The sequence below is a fragment of the Herminiimonas aquatilis genome (assembly GCF_042665175.1).
GTDB lineage: Bacteria > Pseudomonadota > Gammaproteobacteria > Burkholderiales > Burkholderiaceae_D > Oxalicibacterium > Oxalicibacterium aquatilis.
The window spans coordinates 1,620,885-1,642,941 of sequence record NZ_JBHTCC010000001.1; the positions used below are offsets into that span (position 1 = coordinate 1,620,885).

The 22,057-nt window shown below is 53.6% G+C and carries 18 protein-coding genes; 14 read left to right on the forward strand and 4 right to left on the reverse strand.

Annotated features, from left to right (window positions below; translation table 11 throughout):
• Positions 1-83: 83 nt before the first annotated feature.
• Positions 84-518: a YbaN family protein gene (locus ACFQO0_RS07500; protein ID WP_382233389.1), complete on the reverse strand. Its 435-nt coding sequence runs from the start codon at positions 516-518 to the stop codon at positions 84-86.
• A 358-nt stretch (positions 519-876) separates the two neighbouring features.
• Between ACFQO0_RS07500 and ACFQO0_RS07505 the strand changes: the two genes are divergently transcribed.
• From ACFQO0_RS07505 to ACFQO0_RS07560, 12 genes are all read left to right on the forward strand, one after another.
• Positions 877-1,404: a sigma-70 family RNA polymerase sigma factor gene (locus tag ACFQO0_RS07505; RefSeq protein WP_382233390.1), complete on the forward strand. Its 528-nt coding sequence runs from the start codon at positions 877-879 to the stop codon at positions 1,402-1,404.
• On the forward strand, positions 1,401-2,435 hold the full coding sequence (locus tag ACFQO0_RS07510) for a FecR domain-containing protein (RefSeq protein ID WP_382233391.1): 1,035 nt from the start codon (positions 1,401-1,403) through the stop codon (positions 2,433-2,435). The genes ACFQO0_RS07505 and ACFQO0_RS07510 overlap by 4 nt, the downstream gene beginning before the upstream one ends.
• Positions 2,436-2,740: 305 nt before the next feature.
• A complete protein-coding gene (locus tag ACFQO0_RS07515; RefSeq protein WP_382233392.1) occupies positions 2,741-5,074 on the forward strand; it encodes a TonB-dependent siderophore receptor in 2,334 nt (777 codons plus the stop codon).
• Between the two features lie 242 nt (positions 5,075-5,316).
• Positions 5,317-6,081 (forward strand): DUF2325 domain-containing protein, encoded by a 765-nt coding sequence (locus tag ACFQO0_RS07520; protein WP_382233393.1) that lies wholly within the window; start codon positions 5,317-5,319, stop codon positions 6,079-6,081.
• Between the two features lie 10 nt (positions 6,082-6,091).
• Positions 6,092-6,610 (forward strand): sigma-70 family RNA polymerase sigma factor, encoded by a 519-nt coding sequence (locus ACFQO0_RS07525; RefSeq protein ID WP_382233394.1) that lies wholly within the window; start codon positions 6,092-6,094, stop codon positions 6,608-6,610.
• Positions 6,607-7,572: a FecR domain-containing protein gene (locus tag ACFQO0_RS07530; RefSeq protein WP_382233395.1), complete on the forward strand. Its 966-nt coding sequence runs from the start codon at positions 6,607-6,609 to the stop codon at positions 7,570-7,572. Before ACFQO0_RS07525 ends, ACFQO0_RS07530 begins: the two co-directional genes overlap by 4 nt.
• Positions 7,573-7,682: 110 nt before the next feature.
• Complete coding sequence (locus tag ACFQO0_RS07535; protein WP_382233396.1) at positions 7,683-10,118, forward strand: TonB-dependent siderophore receptor; 2,436 nt, start codon at positions 7,683-7,685, stop codon at positions 10,116-10,118.
• Between the two features lie 202 nt (positions 10,119-10,320).
• The gene (locus ACFQO0_RS07540; RefSeq protein WP_382233397.1) at positions 10,321-10,965 is read left to right on the forward strand and encodes a nickel uptake transporter family protein; all 645 of its coding nucleotides are present in this window, start codon (positions 10,321-10,323) and stop codon (positions 10,963-10,965) included.
• 162 nt (positions 10,966-11,127) lie between these two features.
• Positions 11,128-11,757 carry a hypothetical protein gene (locus ACFQO0_RS07545; protein WP_382233398.1) on the forward strand — a complete coding sequence of 210 codons (630 nt, stop codon included), beginning with the start codon at positions 11,128-11,130 and terminating at the stop codon, positions 11,755-11,757.
• 11 nt (positions 11,758-11,768) lie between these two features.
• Positions 11,769-12,959, forward strand: coding sequence for an efflux RND transporter periplasmic adaptor subunit (locus ACFQO0_RS07550; protein ID WP_382233399.1), 1,191 nt, complete (start codon positions 11,769-11,771; stop codon positions 12,957-12,959).
• A 20-nt stretch (positions 12,960-12,979) separates the two neighbouring features.
• Positions 12,980-14,947 (forward strand): MacB family efflux pump subunit, encoded by a 1,968-nt coding sequence (locus tag ACFQO0_RS07555; RefSeq protein ID WP_382233400.1) that lies wholly within the window; start codon positions 12,980-12,982, stop codon positions 14,945-14,947.
• Between the two features lie 11 nt (positions 14,948-14,958).
• Positions 14,959-16,356: an efflux transporter outer membrane subunit gene (locus ACFQO0_RS07560; RefSeq protein ID WP_382233401.1), complete on the forward strand. Its 1,398-nt coding sequence runs from the start codon at positions 14,959-14,961 to the stop codon at positions 16,354-16,356.
• On the opposite strand, the gene ACFQO0_RS07565 is transcribed toward ACFQO0_RS07560, so the two are convergent.
• The gene (locus tag ACFQO0_RS07565; protein WP_382233402.1) at positions 16,331-16,900 is read right to left on the reverse strand and encodes a DUF2242 domain-containing protein; all 570 of its coding nucleotides are present in this window, start codon (positions 16,898-16,900) and stop codon (positions 16,331-16,333) included. The two genes, ACFQO0_RS07560 and ACFQO0_RS07565, sit on opposite strands and share 26 nt — an antisense overlap.
• 206 nt (positions 16,901-17,106) lie before the next feature.
• Complete coding sequence (locus ACFQO0_RS07570) at positions 17,107-18,828, reverse strand: methyl-accepting chemotaxis protein (protein ID WP_382233403.1); 1,722 nt, start codon at positions 18,826-18,828, stop codon at positions 17,107-17,109.
• Positions 18,829-19,156: 328 nt separating this feature from the next.
• On the opposite strand from ACFQO0_RS07570, the gene gpmA reads away from it, so the two are divergent.
• Both gpmA and ACFQO0_RS07580 read left to right on the forward strand, forming a co-directional pair.
• Positions 19,157-19,876, forward strand: a complete 720-nt coding sequence (gene gpmA / locus ACFQO0_RS07575) for a 2,3-diphosphoglycerate-dependent phosphoglycerate mutase (protein WP_382233404.1) — start codon at positions 19,157-19,159, stop codon at positions 19,874-19,876.
• Between the two features lie 205 nt (positions 19,877-20,081).
• On the forward strand, positions 20,082-21,329 hold the full coding sequence (locus ACFQO0_RS07580; RefSeq protein WP_382233405.1) for a putative Na+/H+ antiporter: 1,248 nt from the start codon (positions 20,082-20,084) through the stop codon (positions 21,327-21,329).
• Positions 21,330-21,483: 154 nt separating this feature from the next.
• On the opposite strand, the gene ACFQO0_RS07585 is transcribed toward ACFQO0_RS07580, so the two are convergent.
• Positions 21,484-21,978 carry a GFA family protein gene (locus tag ACFQO0_RS07585; RefSeq protein ID WP_382233406.1) on the reverse strand — a complete coding sequence of 165 codons (495 nt, stop codon included), beginning with the start codon at positions 21,976-21,978 and terminating at the stop codon, positions 21,484-21,486.
• Positions 21,979-22,057: the final 79 nt, after the last annotated feature.

The window sequence follows — 22,057 nt, forward strand, 5'->3', positions numbered from 1 at the left end:
GAAATGAACCAGAGTCGATACAGCAAAGTAAAAGCGCATCGTGTTTTGCACGATGCGCTTTTATCATTTTGAAAGATGATTTATTAGCGTGGCCGCTCTGTGTTGTGAGCGCGTGTCGGTATCCGCAATACGATCACTGCACCTATCAATCCCAGCAGCACCAAGATTATCTGTATCCATGGTTGATCTGCAAAGGCCCAGACGGAAACCCCCATCGTCAACACCATTGAAATGATCGCTACGCATTTTGTCCGGCGCGTCAGGCTGCGATCTTCTTCCCAGTTGCGCAAGACGGGACCGAGCAGGCGATGTTGCAGCATCCATTGATGCACGCGCGGCGACGCTTTCGCAAAGCAGGCGGCGGCTACCAAAATGAAGGGCGTCGTGGGCAGTCCGGGCAAGAAGATACCAATTACGCCTAATATCAGTGATACGCCACCGGCAATGCCATATGCCGCCTTGGCGAGGCGTGACGGTGGTTTGCTTTCAATCACTGGTGCGATATGTTCTGTCTTCATCAAACATGGGAAATTGGTTTTGAATTGCTCGCGCGGTCTAAAATTTTACGGTGGGTAGCGAGCTTGTAGATGATTTTCTAGATAAGACAAGAATACATCGCTTTGCCAGAGGTATGTGTCCGCGCAATTACGGATGCGATTTCTATGATCGTCGATGGCGGCAGATGAGATATCTCAATTCCCTTCGTGATAATTCGTTTGTTCTGTAACAAAAAGCCGCGTTGTAGCCATGCATCAATATACGCAGGCAATTCTCGACATTCAATATTTCACACGCTACTATTAGGAATAGTTCTCATTTGCATATAAGACAAGCTTCTATTTGCAAAATCCTGATTCTGCGCTTTTGTGAGGCCCCGTGTCCGTTACTCAGCTTAATTCATCGCATGCCATTGAAGCCTTGTACGTGGATCACCACGTCTGGCTGCGCGGCTGGTTGAATCGACGCCTCAACAATAGTTTTGAAGCATCTGATCTGGCGCAGGATACTTTCATTCGGATCATGACTGCGCCGACTGCGGCCGGCTTGTTGCCGGAACACGGTTTGCTGCGTGAGCCGCGTGCGTATCTCGCCACGGTTGCGCGACGTTTGTTGATCAATCATTTGCGACGTCAATCGCTGGAACAGGCGTATCTCGACGCGTTGGCGAGCATGCCGGAGCAAACCGCGCCATCGCCAGAGCAGCAGTTGATCCTTCTAGAAATTTTGCAAGAAATTGACACGATGCTGGCCAATCTTTCATGCAAAGTGCGTGCCGTATTCGTGTTGTCTCAGATTGAGGGACTGACGTATGCCGCGATTGCCGCAGAATTGAATATCGGCGAGCGCTCCGTCAAACGCTACATGGCGCAAGCCATGACCGAATGCATTTTGCTTGCACCATGAGTATTTTTTCTACTTTCGCACACGCCGATACGCGTCAAACTGCCACCAGCGAACGGTCGTTAGATAGACGCGTTGCGATGCAGGCTGCCGAATGGTTCATCCTGTTTGAGTCGAGCGAAGCCAGCGCCGCCGAGGTAGAAAAATTCGAGCGTTGGCGCAACAGTGATGTCGAGCACGAACGTGCGTGGCGACGTGCGCAACATGTCAGCCATCGCGCTGGGATGGTTCCGGCGCAGATCGGTTCGCCGATCTTGCGTCGGCCGGTGCAGCGGCGCGATGCGATCAAGGCGCTTGCAATATTGATGGTTGCCGCGCCGACAGGATGGCTTGCTTACAATGAGCTTAGTCGTCGCAACAGTGCAAATCATTACGCCACCAATACTGGCGAACAACGCGCAATCACTTTGGCAGATGGCACCAAAATTCAACTTAATACCAGCACCGAAATTGACGTTGCCTACGATCAGTCGCGACGACTCGTCATTTTGCACGGGGGTGAAATATTGATTGAAACCGCACTTGATCCACTGGCATTCGCGACAGTCATGAGCCGTCCATTCATGGTCAACACGAAACAGGGCGACATACGCGCCATCGGCACTCGCTTTGTCGTACGACAGGATGATGGACGTAGTCGCGTCTCTGTATTGCAAGGCGCGGTCGAATTAAAACCTGTGCATAACGCAGGCCTGATACAGCGAGTGGATGCGGGCGAGCAATCCGGTTTGATGGTGGATGGCGTTGATCAAAAAACTGAGCTCGATGCAAATGCAAGTTTGTGGGTACGTGGAGTTTTGGCGGTTGACGACATGCGGCTTGATACCTTTGCCGCAGAGTTATCGCGCTATCGCTCCGGTGTGATTCGTTGTGATCCTGCTGTGGCGGGTTTGCGTATCACTGGTGCATTTCAATTAGCCGATACCGATGCTGCATTGGAAAACGTCGCCCAATTGCTGCCGGTGCAAATCCATTTCCGTACGCGTTACTGGGCAACCATCGTCCCTGCTGAAAATAAATCAAAAAATCTGTAATTAATTTGGCCCTTTCGTTTCCGTTCGTGTGTCCTGTTGATATCAGTACCTAAACATCAATGGTTTACATCAAAGGAAAACGCTTCATGTCTGCTCGATTTTCTGGTCACGTCCGCGTCGCCGATACTTCAACTTCGCCCGAAATGCATGCGCTTCGTTTGGCGCCTGCGGTTACTGCATATGCCGTACGTAGTGCCTTGCTGGCTATGGCATGTGCGATTGTTTTGCCTGCATCAGCACAAACAGTCGAGCCGGCAGCAGTCAGCACGCAAGCCACAAAAAAATTCAATGTTCCTGCCGGAGCGTTGGCGACAGCATTAACAGGGTTTGCCGCAGATTCTGGAGTAAGTGTCAGTGCTCCGCCGGAGCTGGTTAAGGGGCTTGTATCGCAAGACTTGCAAGGAAGTTATACGGTACAAGTAGGCTTGTCACGCTTGTTGCAAGGAACAGGATTAGAGGCGGCGGCGAGAGGCAGTAAGCACTATGTACTTCGTAAAAGTCCAGAAGGTGCAACTAGTGGAGCCGCTGCCGAAACGACTTTGCCGCAAGTGACCGTTATGGCCGCTGCGCTGGATGCAACATCTGAAGGCAGTCGATCCTATGGTGCATCCGCTGCGTCTATCGGAAAATCAACCCAGGCATTGCGCGAAATACCGCAGTCGATATCTGTAGTCACACGTCAACGTCTTGATGACCAAAATCTACGGACGCTGGACGACGCGCTGTTGAACGCACCTGGTATTACGGTGGAGCAGAGTAGTAGTTACGAGCGGACTTTCTATTCTCGTGGTTTTGCAGTTGATACTGTCCAATATGATGGTGTGCCGACACAGCGCGGTAATGGCTTTGCTGTCAGCCCCGATCTGGCTGTTTATGACCGCGTCGAAGTGTTACGTGGGCCGGCGGGGCTGTTTAACGGTGCCGGACAACCAGGTGGTACCGTCAACCTTGTCCGAAAACGTCCGCTCGAAACACGTCAACTGACTGCTCAAGTGAGTGCAGGCACTTGGGACAATTATCGCGCAGGCGTTGATCTGAGCTTGCCCTTGAATGACGCCGGAACAGTGCGCAGCAGATTCGTGGCAGCGCAAGAAGACAAGAAATTTTTCTATGACGTTGCTGAAAGCAAACGCTCAGTGTTCTACGGAATTGTGGAGGCAGATATTGGGCCTCGTACTACCTTGGGCGCGGGTATCAGCTACGAGAAAAATGACATGACTCCGTTCTATGGTGGCTTGCCGCGTTATTCAAATGGAAAAGATCTCGGATTACCTCGTTCCACATACTTGAACGCCGCCTGGTCGAGTACGGAAATTGAGTCAACCACGCTTTTTGCTGATCTGAATCATCGCTTTAATGATGACTGGAAGTTGAAGATCAGCATCTCACGCATGCATGAAGACAATAGTGATTTAAGTGGATCGAATTTTGGGACTGTGAATCCGGCAACAAATTTGGGACCAACGCTTTCCAGTTTTCGGCAAAAACTCGACGGTAAGCAGACTGCCATTGATGCCACGCTGCAAGGTAGTTTCGCTGCCTATGGACGCAAACATGACGTCATCGTCGGCGTGAATTATCAGCAACGCGAATATGATCTTTATAGCCAGCTTTACACGGTGGCTAATCCAAACGTCAATCCATTTACATTCAATCCGTATAACTATGCGGTGGCACCGACCCAGGTTGCGCGCGCGGCGACGAATACGCTGAATAAACTGGATCAAACCGGGATGTACGGTTCGCTACGCTTTGCTTTGAGTGACCCGCTCAAGTTGATCGTGGGCGCACGCGTTAGCCAGTGGGAAACTTCAACACGGAATCAAATTACAGGTGCATTTAATACTCAGCCATACAAGGAATCTGGCAATGTGACGCCTTACGCCGCTCTAACGTACGATATCGATCCGGTTTGGACGGTATATGGCAGCTATACCGAAATTTTCCGTTCGCAAGCTAATCAATTCACTGCGGCTGGTGAGCGTTTGGATCCAGCGACGGGGGATAATTACGAAGCAGGTATCAAGGGCACACTTCTCGATGGTCGTCTGAATGCGTCTTTGGCTGTATTCCGCACTCTGGAATCCAATCGTTCCCAAACAGATCCTAACAATCCAACTCCTTGCGCTGGCTCGCCAACCAACGGGGCATGTTTCATTGCGGAAGGAAAAGTTCGTAGTCAGGGACTGGATGCAGAGTTGAACGGAGCATTGTCATCGAACTGGCAATTGGCCGCAGGTTATACCTATAACCAGACGCGATATCTGCGTGATAGCACGGCTACGGGAGCGCCCAGCGCCAACCAAAATCAACCGCTATCGACTTTTACTCCACGTCACATCGTGCGGTTATGGTCAAACCATCAGTTGCCAAATGAACTCTCCGCTTGGAGTGCCGGTATTGGTGTCAACTTGCAAAGCAAGACGTACAAAACCAGTGGGACGCTACGGTTTGAGCAAGCTGCTTACGCTGTATGGTCAACACGTTTAGCTTATAAGTTCAACAAAAACCTAACGGCTGCATTGAACATCAACAATCTATTCGATAAGAATTACTACCGTACATTAGGCAGCACAACGGGCGGTAATTGGTATGGAGAGCCACGTAATGCAATGCTGACTTTGCAAGCAACTTACTAATGAATTATTGGTGGATGTCTGAAAATAAGCATGCGTAAGTATTTGAATCCGCTTTAGGGCGGATTTTTTTATCCATTTTTCCTGACGGTGACTTAATTAATCGTTGCTCTATGACTCTCGGCATCAAGAATTTTTCCTGCTAATAGGAATCATTATCATTTATAATTGCTTGCATCTGCTGTTCTGCGCGTTGTCCTAACGAGGTTTGCCACAGCGACGATTGATCAGGGTGGAGGTAAATAATGAGCAAGTCCCGCAAGAATTTCGAGAATATCGCGCGTGAGCACAGTGTGCTGCTCAACGAGTACGGTCGCGTCCAGAATCGCTGCAGTGAATTGGTGGCAAGACAGGTCGATCAGATTGAAGCCTTGCAGACAGAAGCTGGACGCATGCGGGTTGAAATCATGCGTCTGCGTGCAGAAGTCATGGTGCGCGATAGTGCGCTGGCGTATGCGCGTGAAGATTTGAGTAAATTGCAGGTAACGATACCCGGCTTGCCTACACGTTTAACCCTGGCGCGCCGCGTGGAAACGCTAACTGGGCATGTGCAGGACCTGTTGCGTGAACGTTTGGGTTTGCATGGCAAAGTTAAGCCAGTCATAGTCACGGGCGAGGCTGCATCAGGCGAATTCGCAATACCTATTGATCTGCGTAAAAAGTCAGTGCTGTGCATAGGTCAGGATGAACCGGTTGCTATCGTCGCCCAGCAGGCAATTGAAAAAGCCGGCGGTCATTTCCTGCGTCATGACGGCCGGGAGAGCGTGGATGAAACTACGCTGGAGGCAAGTCTGATTGCAGCGGATATGGTGATCTGCCAAACCGGTTGCGTCAGTCATGACGCTTACTGGCGAGTACAGGATCACTGCAAACGTACTGGCAAACAGTGCGTGTTGGTCGAGCAGCCACAGGCCATGCATTTCGTGCGCAGCCTGAGTGCAGGTTCGGTCATGCTGGCGAATACGAATGCAGACGAGCCAGACTGTGCGTTGCACGCTGCTGAAAAATAAGGCATACCGCATGTCTGCTTTCGCAACAAGCTCCACGCAGCACGATATCGGCACGCTATACGCCGACCATCACAGTTGGTTGCAAGCGTGGCTGGGTAAAAAGCTGGGCAATACTTTCGATGCTGCCGACCTCGCGCAAGATACCTTCACTCGTATCCTCGCCTCGCGCGATGTGACAACCGTGCAGGAGCCGCGCGCCTATCTGACGACGGTCGCCAAAGGCTTGTTGATCAACTGGTATCAGCGCCAGGCTTTGGAGCGCGCTTATCTGGATGCATTGGCGATCTTGCCTGAGCAGCAAGCACCATCAGTCGAGCAGCGCTACATCATTCTGGAAACCCTGCATGAGATCGATCGCATGCTGGATGCATTGCCGGCAAAAGTGAAGCATGCATTCCTGCTGTCGCAAATCGAAGGCATGAAGTACGAAGCCATCGCGCAACAGCTCGACGTGTCGCTGATCAGCGTCAAGCGTTATATGAAGCAGGCGTTCCTGCATTGCCTGAGCTTCATCGAATATCAATCATGAACCACACTATAGCGATCGATCCGCAGATTCTCGATGAAGCAGCCGAGTGGCTGATGCAGTTACATGAAGGCGCATCCAATGAGAATACTCGCAGCGCTTGCGAGCGTTGGCGTAACCGCAGTCCGGAACATGCGCGTGCATGGGCGCGAGCAGAACTGTTGATGAATAAACTTGGTGGCTTGCCATTTGAGTTGGCAATGCCGACCTTGCGCCGCCCAACGAATACCGGAAGACGCGCCGCCGTCATCAAACTTGCAGTTTTACTGGCAGTGGTTCCTGCCGGCTGGGGTACGTGGCGACTGATCGATGCAAAAGAATGGACTGCCGATCACCATACTGCGGTTGGTGAACGACGCAGCATCACCCTTGCGGACGGTACGCGCATTGCGCTGAATACGGCAACCGCAATCGATGTGTATTTTGATGACAGGCAGCGCACCGTCAAATTGCGCGAAGGCGAAATTTTGATACAGACCGCACCCGATACTGCCGCTACCCACAGACCTTTCAGCATCAATTCAATCGAAGGAAACATGGAGGCGCTAGGGACGCGCTTCAGTGCGCGTCAGCAAGACGGCATCACGCATATTGCGGTGCTGGAAGGTGCCGTACGTATCACGCCAAAAAATGCCAGGTCAACGCAACACGTGCTGCAATCAGGCCAGCAAACCTCATTTACAAATCGCGATATCGCCGCTTCAACCGAAGCCGACGATGCAGTAATAGCCTGGTTGCAGGACATGTTGATGGCAGACAAGATGCGCCTTGCGGATTTTGTGTCTGAGCTATCGCGCTATCGCAGTGGCATCGTGCGCGTCGATCCGGCGGTAGCGCATTTACTTATCTCTGGTGCCTACCCGGTCGCTGACACTGATCAGGCCCTGGCGATGCTGGCATCGACCTATCCGGTTGATGCAGTGACACGACTGGGTGGCCGTTGGGTCACGCTGATCCCGCGTTGAACGAAATAACACCGGATAAAAATATTTTCGAATTTGCTGATACTTTTTTTGCTTTCGGCTGGCAAGCAGGGTGAAGAAACCACTTTGTCATCCGAAAGGAATACCCTGCCATGTCATCCGCACGTCCGCGCTGTGTTGAGCGCCCTTTGAACCAAGCCGTCCGCATTGCACTGCTGAGCATGATGTTGGCCGGTGCTGCCGTTACCAGCATCAACGTCCACGCTGCGGCCAATACGCTGGATGCAGTCGCCGCCAAGTCCTACAACATCGCCGCTGGTCCGCTCGGTCGCAATTTATCCAGTTTTGCAGCGCAAGCCGGTATTGCCTTGTCTTTTGAGCCCGCGTTGACGGAAGGGCTGGTCAGTTCCGCGTTGTCAGGCAGTTACTCGGCTCGTGAAGCGGTCGCAAGACTGCTGGCAGGCAGCGGCCTGGATATCGCGGCGCGCGCCGATGGCAGTTATACGCTGGTTAAAAAATCAGCTGATGCGCCGCGCGAAAGCGCGGTATTGCCTGAGGTATTGGTGACGGCTGCCGGACTTGGTGCAACTACCGAGAATAGCGGCTCCTACACGACAGGGAGTGCCAGCACTGCGACCAGGATGAATCTCTCGATACGCGAAACGCCGCAATCGGTGAGCGTGATTACGCGTCAGCGCATGGATGACCAGGGTTTGACCCAGTTGCAAGACATCGTGGCGCAAACCCCCGGCTTGACCATGTCGCAAGGCGGGAATATGGGCTCGGATTCCAGCACCATCTATTCACGCGGATTTGCGGTGGAAAACTATCAGGTGGATGGCGTAGGACAGGTCTTCTCAGGCTACGCCTCGGTCTTCCAGACCAATGACATGGCGCTGTATGACAGGGTGGAAGTGGTGCGCGGTGCAACCGGTCTGATGAATGGGGTTGGCACGCCCAGCGCGACCATCAACCTGATGCGCAAGCTTCCGACCCGGCAGTTCCAGGCTTCGGCCAAAGTGGAAGCCGGTTCGTGGAATTACTATCGGGCAGAAGCAGATATCTCCACGCCGCTGAATGAATCCGGCTCCCTGCGCGGACGCGTGGTCGCCGCGTATCAGGAAAATGATTCCTACCTCGATCGCCTGCACGAAAAAAAGGAAGTCCTGTACGGCATAGTCGAAGCTGACCTGTCTCGCTCAACCCTCGCCACCTTCGGCGTCACCTTGCAGAATCACGACGCAACCGGACATGCTCGCGGTGCATTGCCGGCCTATTACAGCGATGGCACGCGCGTGATCTGGGATAGATCGGACTCGGCGGCGGCAGAATGGGCCTATTCAAAACGTCACAATCAATCGATCTTCGCTTCGCTGGAACACCAGTTCGACAATGAATGGCGCATCAAGGGAACGCTGGCGCAAAACAAGGTCGATTACGATGAGTTGCTTGGCTACGCAACCGGCGGTAACCCGGTGCTTGCTACGGGTGCCGGGGTTCTTTTGTACGGCAGTCGCTGGGTAGGCAATCCGACGCAAAACAGTCTGGACGTATTCGCCAACGGCCCGTTCCATCTGTTCGGGCGCAAGCATGATCTGGTGGTAGGCGCCACGCTGGCGCGGACCAATGTCGACTCGCCCGCTTATGGTGGATGGAATATTTTGAATGTGCCGAATATCTATACCTGGGATGGCGTATCGCCGGCCCGACCGGCGCTTCCCGTCGCCAGCGCTTACCGCGACATAGAAAAAACCGATAGCGCCTATACCACTGCGCGCTTCAAGCCCACTGATGCCTTGTCCATCATCCTCGGTTCGCGTGTAACCAGCTGGTCGCGTACCAAGACCGGCACGGTTGCCCGCTCCGAGAACAATCGCCTTACGCCTTACGCGGGTGTGCTGTATGACTTCAACGACAATTGGACTGCTTACGCAAGTTATACCGATATCTTCAAGCCGCAGAGTCTCAAGAAGGTCAACGGCGATTTCATCGATCCCCTGCTTGGCAACAGTTTTGAAGTCGGTACCAAGGCCGAATTTTTCGACAAGCGCATGAATCTGTCTGCATCGCTCTACAAGATCAAGCAGGACAATATGGGCGTATCGCTGCCGGGCGTATTTGCGCCTGACGGTACGCAGGCCTATGACGCGGTGTCGGGTACCAGCACGCGCGGCGTGGAACTGGAAATGGGCGGAGAACTGGCGCGCAACTGGCAGGCGTCAGCAGGCTTCTCGCGGGGCATTACCACCGGGCCGGCAAAGAAACGTCTTGTGACCAACATTCCGCAAAATACCTTCAAGCTGTTCAGTACCTATCGCATCGCCAGTATCGGCAATGGCTTGACTGTCGGTGGTGGCGTGCGCTGGCAAAACGAGATTTACACAGATGGCATGGGCCCGGCCAAGGCGCGCTTCACCCAAAGTGCCTATTCGATAGTGGATTTGATGGCGCGTTACGAGTTCAGCAAGCAACTGTCCTTGTCGGTCAATTTGTATAACGCGTTTGACAAGTATTACTACACGACGACCGGCAATTCCTACTATGGCGCTCCGCGTAATGTGCGCGTCGGACTCGACATGCGTTTTTAAATTCAGGTCTGTACCGGCAGCCTGAATAGGGCCGTTTCAATATTGCATTTCAAATGAAATGGCCCTTTTTTCATTCTCGCTAGTCATAGATAGTAGGGGCGGCAAAAACGCATATGTCCGGCTACGATCCTGCGTTGCTGTTTGCGCTGCTTCAGATGGTTTTGTTTTACGCATTCATTTTCATTCAAATAAAGGAAATTCCATGATCAAGAAATCACTCGCCACCCTGCTGCTCTCTACCTTCGCACTGGGCGCCAGCGCACATCAGGTCTGGGTGGAACGCGATGCGACCGGTCCGGCAAAAGTGTATGTCGGCGATGTCGATGGCGACCGCGATCATGGCGACGATGTGGCCAAGCTGGCTGCCACTACCAGGGTATTTGGCAAGGATGCCAAGCAGTTGGCCAAAGTGGCAGTCAAGCATGACTACCTGGAAGCGGACGTAACAGGTGCCGGTGACGTGCGCCTGATCAATGATCAAGTCTGGAAGCCATGGAAAAACAAGGATGGCCAGTTGCAGGCTGCTGTTTTCAATTCGCGTGCAGGTCGTAGCGAAACCACCGGCGTGCTGGACTATGAACTGATCCCGGTAAAGGCCAATGGCAATGTCTTTACATTGACCTTCAAGGGGCAGCCAGTAGCGGACAAAAAAGTGACCGTTGTCAATCCGGAGCAATGGACCAAAGGCTTCAAGACTGACAAGGATGGCCGCATTGAAATATCAGACAAGGAAAAAGGCCGTTACATCCTGATGAGCAGCCACGAAGTAAAAGGAGACTATGAAATCGCCGGTGAAAAAGTGCAGAAGCTGTCGTACACCACGACCTTGAGCTTCGTCGCGAAATAAATTCAAGCGATTAGATAGTGCTGCGATTTGTTCGCAGCACTATCGCTAAATGGCGGCTTTGCATCGGATGTGCAACGTCGCCCTTTCAATTTTTGGCGGGCAGTTTCTTGGCAATCTAGCCACAGGCATGTCCATCATCAACCCTTCAGATTTATAAACTATATGCGCATCTCTTTAGCAAAATCATTCCTGTCGGTGGTCGGCATTACGATGTTGGCGGTTTCGTTTTCTGCACACGCAGAATATGTCTGGCTGGAACGCGAGGTGAACGGTGCGACAAGCGCTTATATCGGGGAATTGGATGGCACACGTCTGGCACCGACAGCGATCATCGCGCCGCGTGCATATCTGGCCGATGGCAAGGATCTGCCGCTGACAACAGAGGCGGAGCGTTTGGTCATCGGCTCTGCGGTGAAAGGCGATGTACGTCTGGTCGCCAGCCGCGTCGGTGAAAAAGGCATACTGAATTATTACCAGGCCAAGAACGGCCGCAGCGAAATCAAGGCGGTCAACGATCTGGAACTGGTACCGACAGAAGCCAATGGCAATACCTTCAAGCTGGTGTGGAAGGGAAATACCGTCGCAGCATCGCAAGTCAATGTCGATACCTCCGAAGGTTGGCGTCGGGTATTGAAACCAGCCAAGGACGGCACGGTTACTTTGGTGACGCCTTTCCCCGGCCGCTATTTGCTGGAAGTCACTGCGCGCATCAATGGCTCGGTCACTATCGATGGCAAAAAATATGAAGACGTACGACACACCGCAACCCTGACCTTTGAAGTCAAGAACTGATGGCGAAAGTAATGACGCAAAAAAAATTCACCAGTAAGAAATTTTCAGCCAGGCAAAAAATAGTTGGCGCAGTCGCATTGCTGAGTGTAATCGCAGTGGCAGCCGTATGGTCGGGCAACAGCAATGATGCGCAGTTTGAAACAGCGCCTGTCGCACGCGGCAATATCGAGGCGACCGTGACGGCGATAGGCACTTTGCAACCGGTGACTTCGGTCGAGGTAGGTGCGCAGGTATCCGGCCAGATCACGCGCATACATGTGCAACCCGGCGATGTTGTCAAAAAAGGCCAGTTGCTGGTGGAGATCGATGCCAGCGTATTTCAGGCGACGGTAGAAGCGGGGCGCGCGCAGCAAATGGATTTGCGTGCGCAACTCGACGAGCAGCGTGCGCAGCATAAACTCGCGCAACAGCAGCACGCGCGTCAGCAACAAATGAATCGTGATGAATCTACGCGTCTGGAAGACGTGCAAACTGCCGAAGCAAATCTGGCATCTGCAGCAGCGCGCATAGCCCAGCTCAAGGCGCGCATCGTGCAAACGCAATCCAGTTTGAAAGCGGATGAGGCGCGTCTCGGTTACGCGCGCATCTTCGCGCCTATGGCCGGCACCGTTACCGGCATCGATGCAAAAGAAGGTCAAACGCTGAACGCGACGTATCAAACGCCAACTCTGATGCGCATCGCGGATTTGTCAGAGATGACAGTGTGGACCACAGTTTCCGAAGCGGATATTCGTCGCGTCAAAGCTGGTCAGGCGGCGTACTTCTCGACGCTGGCGGGTGATCGACGTCGCTGGAATGGCAAGGTGCGGCAAGTCTTGCCGGCACCGCCAGTGGCCGCCGCAGGGCAGGCGGCGGCAGGTCAACCAGCTGCCAGCAAAGTTGTGCAATACACGGTGTTGTTCGATGTAGATAACAAGGATGCAGAACTGTTGCCGCAAATGACGGCACAGGTTTCATTCATCACCGCATCTGCGCGCGATGTGTTGATTGCACCTTTGGGTGCGTTGCAACCAGTCGATCAAAAACCGAATATGTACAAGGCGCGCGTGCTCGACGCACATGACAAAGTACAAGAGCGTGACGTGCGCGCTGGTGTACAAGACAGACTCGCGGTGCAAGTAGTCGAAGGTTTGAAAGAAGGTGAGCAACTGATTACCGGCGAAGCTGTAAGCAAGGCAGGGACGTCGAGGTTCAAGTGGTAGGCAGTATTTACTCAAGCGAATTGGACAGGACAGTAGGCGATGCGCCACCACTGATCGCACTGCGCGAAATCCGCAAGCAGTACGGCGGCAATATCGATGGTGCACCTGCGGTCGAAGTACTGCACGGCATTACGCTGAATATTCAAGCGGGCGAATTTGTCGCCATCGTCGGCGCATCCGGTTCCGGCAAATCGACGCTGATGCATTTGCTCGGCTGTCTGGACCGACCAAGCTCCGGCACTTATTCATTTAGTGGGCGTGATGTCGCCACGCTGGATGGTGATGAGTTGGCATGGTTGCGGCGCGAGGCATTCGGTTTCGTGTTCCAGGGCTATCACCTGATCGCGACCGAATCTGCGCGCGAGAACGTTGAGGTCCCCGCAATTTATGCCGGCATGCCGGAAGAGGCGCGCGCCGAACGCGCCGCCGCCTTGCTGACGCGACTCGGCATGGCCGACAAGCTTGACAATAGACCTACGCAATTATCCGGCGGGCAGCAGCAACGCGTATCGATTGCGCGTGCGTTGATGAATGGCGGTCGCATCATCCTTGCCGATGAACCGACAGGCGCGCTGGACAGCAAGAGCGGTGCTGAAGTGATGCTGTTGCTGAATGAACTGGCCGATGCCGGTCACACCATTATTTTGATTACGCATGATCGCGATGTCGCCGAACAGGCGCGTCGCGTGATCGAGATACACGACGGTCAGATCATCGCCGATTCCGGCGTGTCTGCTGTCAAGCAGGCTTTGCCCGCACCCGATATGGCGCAAGCTGGCCGCGATGCAGGCGCGTCGTTTTGGGATGATTTGCGCGAAGCCGCACGCACTGCATGGCGCGGCATGAAAATGAATCGCACGCGCACCAGTCTGACTTTGCTTGGCATCGTCATTGGCGTTGCATCGGTGATTGTGATGCTGGCGGTCGGCGAGGGCGCCAAGCAGCGCGTGATCGACGAGATGGGGTCGCTCGGCACGACCATCATGTATCTCGGCAGCGGTCATCCATCCAACGGCGGTCCGCCGGGTCGTTTGACGATAGAAGATCTGGATGCAGTTGCGGCTCTTCCGGAAATCGGTCACGTCATGCCTATCATCGGCGATCCGGTGACTGTGCGTTACGGCAATGTCGATCGCCAGGTCTATGCATTCGCCAGTTCGAATGCGATGCCGCTGGTGCACCGCTGGCGTGTTGCGCAAGGACGCTTCTTTACGGCAGCCGAAGATAGGGATATCGCACCTGTGGTCGTGATCGGGCACAAGTTCAAGGAGAATTTTTTCCCGGATGGCAGCAACCCTATCGGCAAGCAGATTTTGATCGTCGATGCACCGTTTGAAGTGATAGGCGTGATGGCCGAACGCGGTGCTGATTCCGGTTCGCAGAATTATGACGAGATGGTGTTCATCCCTTATCAATCCGGCCGCATGCGCGTCTATGATGCGCGCGCCGAACCGGATTACACGGTGGTCGAAGCGGCGTCTGAAGAACAAGTGCAAGCAGCCGAAGCCGAAATGAAAAAACTCTTGATCGCCCGCCGTGGTAGTGATGACTTTCGTATCGGAAATGCGGCCGCCAAGTTGCAGGCTGCTGCGCAAACCAGCAATGCGATGAAGATGATGCTGGGTTTGATCGCCGCCGTGTCGCTAGTAGTCGGCGGCATAGGCGTGATGAATGTGATGTTGATGACAGTGCGTGAACGCACGCGTGAAATTGGTATACGCATGGCGACCGGTGCACGTCAGCGCGACATCATGCGGCAGTTTTTGACCGAAGCGGTTTTGGTGTCACTGGTCGGTGGCGTGATCGGTGTCGTCAGCGGCTTGACGATAGGCGGCATCTTGCTGCTGTCGAAAGTACCTGTGATTTTTTCCGTAACGGCGATAGTCGGCGCGTTCGCGTGCTCGGTAGCGACTGGATTGATCTTCGGCTATATGCCGGCGAAAAAAGCAGCAGCCCTCGATCCTGTCGTCGCGCTCGCTTCTGAATGACCGGATTGAAAATGAAAAAGACTTTAATCGCAATTGCTGTCGTATTGGCTCTGTCAGCATGCGCCACACACACACCATCGCAAACGCAAGCACCCGAGGTGCCAGCGCAATGGCTGCATAAAGATGCAGCAGCGGACAAAGCATCAGCAACAAGGGTGACGCAAGACTGGTGGCGCAGTTTCGGTAGTGCAGAACTGGATGCGTTGATCTCGAGCGCGCAAACGCAAAGCCTGGATGTTGCTGCCGCAGTGGCACGCGTCAATCAGGCGCAAGCTTCGGCGACGATTGCCGGTGCAGGTATATTGCCTGAGTTGTCGGGCACACTTGGCGCAGGCCGCAATGGCCGGCTTGGTGGTGATGCGGTTACAACCGGGTCAAGTTACTCCGCAGGGTTAAGCGCAAGTTACGAACTGGATTTTTGGGGTCGTAATCGCGCCTTGCGCGATGGTTCTCAATCGCTTGTGCGTGCCGCAATCTTCGATCGCGATACGGTAAGGTTGACAGTCACTGCTGGCGTTGCGTCCGCATGGGTGCAGGCAGTCGGTTTGCGTGAGCGTTCTGCGATTGCAGAGTTAAGTCTCGCCAGTGCGCAACGTTTGCTCAATGTGGCGGAGTCGCGTGCACGCGCCGGTGCCGGCAATCAGTTGGAGCTTGCGCAACAGCGTGGTCTCGTCGCTGCACAACAACGTGTGCTGGCCGCTATTCGTCAGCAGGCGGAAGACAGCCAGACCACGCTCGCCGTTTTGCTCGGACGTAGTGTGACGGCATTGACACTGACGAGCGCTGATCTGCAAAACTTGCAAGCACCGGCCATTAATGCTGGTCTACCAAGTGAAATATTGACGCAGCGTCCCGACATCGCACGTGCCGAAGCGCGACTGGTTTCCGCAGATGCGAATATCACAGTGGCGCGCGTAGCGATGTTGCCGAGTGTGGTGTTGACTGCAAATGCCAATACCATCAGCAATCGATCAAGCAGCCTGTTTGATAATCCAATGTATAGCCTCGCGGCTGGTTTGACTGCGCCTATTTTCAATGCGGGGCGACTTGCGGCCGGACGCGATCTGGCAGTGGCGCAACGTGAAGAATTATTGGCGAACTATAGACAGGCCATCATCGCTGCTTTCGGCGATGTAGAAGTTGCGTTGAATGCAGTAACAGGAATAGAAGCGCAACGCATCGCGCAACAAGAAGAATTGAAGCAAGCGCAACGTGCGCTGACTTTGGCAGAATCGCGTTATCGCGCTGGGGCAGAAACCTTGCTCACTTTGCTCGATGCGCAACGCACCTTGTATGCGGCGCAAGATACCAGCGCACAATTGAATACGCTACGCTTGCAGGCGTCTGTCAGTTTGTACAAGGCGCTGGGTGGCGGCTGGAAAGTTACGGCGCAGTGTTCTTCGGAGTAGGCACCAGGGGGTGCGTGATTTCCATGGACTCCGGTGCTGGTGTCGCCTCATTGGTCAGATAACGTTCGACCAGCTGAAAAAAGCGTGCATAGAATTTTTCGGCGGAAATCGTCGCACTCGCGACCTTCACCAGCGAATCATCGCTGGATGAGAAGGGCAGAGAAACCGACCCCAGCGCACCGACGCCGAGGCTCGCCGAATTGTTGGTCTTCTTCAGCGCGTAGCGATCTTCAAGGGCATTGACGAATACTGATGAGGTGCTGCCATCTGCGGTGTCGGCTGCACACACGACACGAAATGCAATCTGCACATGCACATCATTCTCCGGTTGAAAACTCTTGCGGCCGTCGACTTGATCGGCAGTGGCAGCGTTGATCACATAACCTTGACTGAGCAAGGTGCGGCGTACTGCTTCGCAAGCGACATTGCCGGGCACTGGAAAGCGGCGCGAGTAGATATCGGCCGAATCGAATCTTTCCGCCGTATAGACAACAGGTTTGGGTCCGGCGCAGCCGGCAAGTCCCATCAAGAGTGCTGTCTGCATGAGCAGTGAGCTGTAACTGAATTGCATAAGGTGAATTTTATCTGTTTGAGCGTGCATGCGTCGCAGAACACTGTGCATGGACAATTCCATCAGGTAAAGATTCCATTTAATTTCCCTGCTTGCCGAGGTATTGCAGCGTGTCGTGATGAAAAAAGCCCGACATAGCCGGGCTTTTTTGACGAAACAGAGATAACGCGGCCACGTTTTTAAAACTCTTCCCAATCCTTGCTATTGCTGCCCGCGTTAGTTATCGCAATTTTTTGCGGGGCTGGCTTGTTTGCAATCTTGCGCTGGGTGGCACCGGTCAAGGCTTTGGCGGGTGAGCGCGCTGATGTAGCGCTGCTGGTGCGCGCGGATTGCATTTGTACGTTGTTGATTTTGAATACGCTGACAATCTCGGAAAGGCTGGCCGCCTGGTCTTGCAACGATTGCGATGCTGCGGCTGCTTCTTCAACCAGTGCCGCATTTTGTTGCGTGACTTCATCCATTTGCGAGATGGCCTGATTGACTTGCTCAATTCCGGCAGTTTGCTCGCGGCCGGCTGCTGTGATGTCAGCCATGATGTCTGTCACATGCTTGATGCTGTCGACGATTTCTTTCATCGTGGTGCCAGCTTGTTCTACCAGTTTGCTGCCGGTATCAACTTTTTCGACAGAGTCGCCGATCAGTTCCTTGATCTCCTTGGCCGCCGAGGCGGAACGCTGTGCCAGGCTGCGTACTTCCGAGGCCACTACGGCGAAGCCGCGACCCTGTTCGCCAGCACGCGCTGCTTCCACTGCCGCGTTCAGTGCCAAGATGTTTGTCTGAAATGCGATGCCGTCGATAACACCGATGATATCCACGATTTTTCTGGAGGATTCGGTGATCGAGCCCATCGTGTCCACGACTTGCGCCACTACCGTGCCGCCACGCACCGCAATGCCGGATGCATTGACTGCCAGTTCATTCGCCTGACGTGAATTGTCGGAATTTTGTTTGACGGTAGAGGTGATTTCTTCCATCGATGAAGCGGTTTCTTCCAGTGCGCTGGCCTGTTCTTCAGTCCGTGAAGACAGATCCAGATTGCCGGCTGCAATCTGGCTGGATGCAGTGGCGATGGTATCTGTACCGGTTCTGACCTGGCTGACAATATTTTCCAGGCTGTTGCGCATTTCGCGCATCGCGAACAACATGCTGGTTTGATCGTGGCTGCCAATCTGGATGTCGACGGTCAGATCGCCGGCTGCAATGCGTGACGCAATGCCGGCGGCATAATCCGGTTCGCCGCCTAGCTGGCGCTTCAAGCCGCGGGTGATCAACACACCGAGCAGAAGACCAGAAACCGCACTCAAGAGCACTAGCGCCAGCATGATGGCGCGGCTGGATTCATATAGCTCTGCGCTTTCGGCATACGCTTGTTCCGCGCGTTTTTCCTTTTGTTCCGACAATTCCGACAGGACCTCATCGAGTTTGTTTGCATGTACGCGCGTCTGCGCCAGGATGGCAGTCAGTTCGGCGCTGCGTTGTTGCAGTGGTTCTTTATCGGCCAGCGTCAGGGCTTGCCACATTTCTTTTTGATAGTCTTGCGAAACAGCCGCGTATTGATCAAACAATACCTTTGCCCTATCGCTGAAAAATAGCGGGCGCGCTTTCTCCAGATTTTTTTCCAAAGATGCTGTGTATTTTTTTATGTTCTCTTTATTCGTCGTGCGCTCTTCTTCCGTCGTCGACAGCAGCACATTGCCGCGCGCGCGGCCAATGGATACCAGATCGATATCAGCTTCCTTGATATAAGACAGGCCCAGTAATTCCTTGTTGTAGATGTCGCCGGCCTTGTCGTTAATCAGGCTCATATCGTATATGCCGACACCGGCCACGATGGCCCCTGCAACAGATAGCGCCAAAAAGCCGGAAATCAGCTTGGCTCCGACCGTCATATTCTTAAACATATTCAATGCTCCTGATTAATAATTTTGGGTGTAGGTCAGTGGCGCTCACTACTCCGGCATACAAAGTATTTCCGGTCAGCACGCATTCCAAAACGGGAAATGGAGTCGAAAAATTGCTTTTCCGAAATAAAATTGGTTCATTATTAGGCGCCAATTCGCTTGCCTTGCCTACACATATTTATGGGATATACCTGCAAAAACTGTTAAATATTGATAAAAAACGCAAGCGACTCTTCCTTATTGGCGTCGCAAAGTGCGATCTTGCACGTCATCATTCTTGAAACTCAGTTAATCTTCGTGTTTTGCCGCTTCAACATGAGAATAAGTAATGGGTAATCTGGTGATAGTTCGCCATGGCGAATCACAGTGGAACAGGGAAAACCGCTTTACCGGCTGGACCGATATCGATCTGACTGCAAATGGTATCCAACAGGCACGCAATGCCGGTCGCGCGCTGGCCGACGCAGGTTTCCATTTTGATATTGCCTACACTTCGCTGCTGAAAAGAACCATACGCTCGCAATGGTTGATGCTGGAAGAGATGGATGCGATGTACACGCCCATCATCAGCCACTGGCGTCTGAATGAGCGGCACTATGGTGCGCTGACGGGGCAGAACCGCGCAGAAACGATCGCCAAATTTGGTGAAGAGCAGGTCTGGTCATGGCGTCGCGGTTTCGATAGTCGGCCGCCGTTGATGGACAAGGATGACCCGCGTTCGCCATGTCACGAGCCGCGTTATGACGGCCTCGACCGCGCATCGCTGCCGCTCGGTGAATCGCTGAAAGATACGGTAGAACGTGTGCGCCGGTTCTGGGATGAATCGATTGCGCCTGCATTACGTGAAGACAAGAACATCATCATTTCTTCGCATGGCAATAGCCAGCGCGCACTGGTCAAACTTCTGGAAGACATGCCGGATGAAGAAGTCTCGCGCTTCGATGTACCGAACAGCGTGCCGCTGATTTACACACTCGATAAACAATTGCGCGTACTCGACAGAAGCTCGATGAATATCCCGCATCCGGAAGTATCGGCCATACTTTAATTGCATCGCCGTTGTATTCGATGTTTGGTTCTCTGTAACGCTGAACCGGTTTCACGCGTAATTGCCTTGTATCGTAGCGTATTCATTGCGCGCATTTCTGCCAACCTCGATCAGTGACACTCTCTGCAGCGTCACTGAGCCTGGGCTTGCCTGATATGGGCCTGGCCACTTGTAATTCTTTGTTAATCAACAGACGGGTAAAACAATGACCGATATCAATCTCATTGCAGCAATCATTTTTGGACTGGCACTTATTCATACCTTCGCCGCCAAGTCATTTGAGCGCATTGCTGACCGCAGTACCAAACATGCAGGCTTGTTTCATCTTTTGGGTGAAATCGAAGTGGTATTCGGATTGTGGGCATTTGTCTTGATTACCACGATGGCATTTGTCGTCGGCGGCAAGGAAGCGATTGAATATGCGGAATCGCGTCAGTATACCGAGCCGCTTTTTGTGTTTGTCATCATGATCATTGCGGCGTCCCGTCCGGTGCTGGAAGCAGTCAAGACACTGGTTTCATCGCTGGCGACACTGGTACCTTTGAGGACGGCAGTCGTGCGTGTCTGGTTGTGCCTGAGTCTGGTGCCATTGATCGGCTCACTCATAACCGAGCCGGCCGCGATGACGCTGGCAGCATTGATGCTCGCGCCGCTTGTGTTCCGCGAAGGCACGCCTGAGTGGAAAAAATATGGCGCGCTTGGCGTGCTCTTCGTCAATGTATCGATCGGCGGCACACTGACTTCGTTTGCTGCGCCACCAGTATTGATGGTTGCCGCAACATGGAACTGGGACAGTGCTTTCATGGCAGCCAACTTCGGCTGGAAGGCAGCGGTAGCGGTCTTGATCAATGCAACGGCGATCACTTACCTGTTGCGTGAGCATCTCACCGACGATAAACCAGTTGCTGGCACCAAGGAAGAAGGCGTACCGCTTGTGGTGATCCTGATTCATTTGATGGCCTTGGCTTCGGTCGTGATTTTTGCGCATCATCCGGTGATCTTCATGGCCATCTTCCTGTTCTTTCTTGGCTATACGCAGGCTTATTCCCAATATCAAAGTCCATTGATTTTGAAAGAGGGTTTGCTGGTCGGCTTCTTCCTGGCCGGGCTGGTCGTGCTGGGCGGTATGCAGCAATGGTGGTTGCAGCCTATTGTCTCCAGTCTGGAACCGACGGCATTGTTCTTTGGTGCGCTTGGGTTGACCGCCATTACCGATAACGCCGCGTTGACGTATCTGGGTTCGCTGATCGAGGGAATGTCGGATCAGGCCAAATACATGCTGGTGGCCGGTGCGGTCGCAGGCGGCGGCTTGACCGTCATTGCTAATGCACCGAATCCTGCGGGCGTCGCCCTGCTCAGAGATGGCTTTCGGGACGGCGCCATCGGTGTAGGTGGCTTGCTGGCCGGTGCGATATTGCCGACGGCCGTCGCCGCCATACTTTTCCTGATCTAGTGCGCAGTCATTGCCGCTGCTCATTGACACAAGATTGAGTCTGTAAATGTGCAGCGATTAGAATCGTCATTTCGTCCGTCTCGCATAGAGAAGGCGGGCCAAAAAAACCGCGACTGGCTCGCGGTTTTTTTTTGGGCAGGAACAAATCAGCAGTTCATTCCGGTGCAGTCAGTCCCAAACGCGCATGCCACTCGGCAATCGACTCTTCCGGATAAAGATCGAACTGCTGGTCTTTCTTCGTCGCATGGACTTCGACCCACGGTGCCTTGAACGCCAGCATCAGATGCGTGTGTTCTGGCGGTGCCGGCAAGGGCGTATCGATAGCAGATGCAAATGGATGTATCAGTTCCGGCCAGGTCGGATCGTATAACCACAGCCCGCTGCCGCAACGTCGGCAAAAGTGGCGTTGTCCGCTGCTGGTATGCGCCCGTTCATCTCCGGGACTTTTGAATCTTGCGTGATACACGCTGATGTCATCTGCGCCTTTGACATGAAGTGTGCTGGCATCGCCGCCCAGATTGATGGCATAACCGCCACCGCCTTGGGTCTTGCGGCAGATAGAGCAGTAGCAGCGTTGATAGGGATAAGGCGTCGCGCTGTTCAGGGAAAAGTGCACCGCGCCGCAATGGCAGGATCCTTCGAGTTGCATAGTGCCTCCGTATCGGTAGTCAGGCCTGACGATAGTGTATGGAATGTAGCGATTGCCGATAGGTTCTGCGCGAGACTTG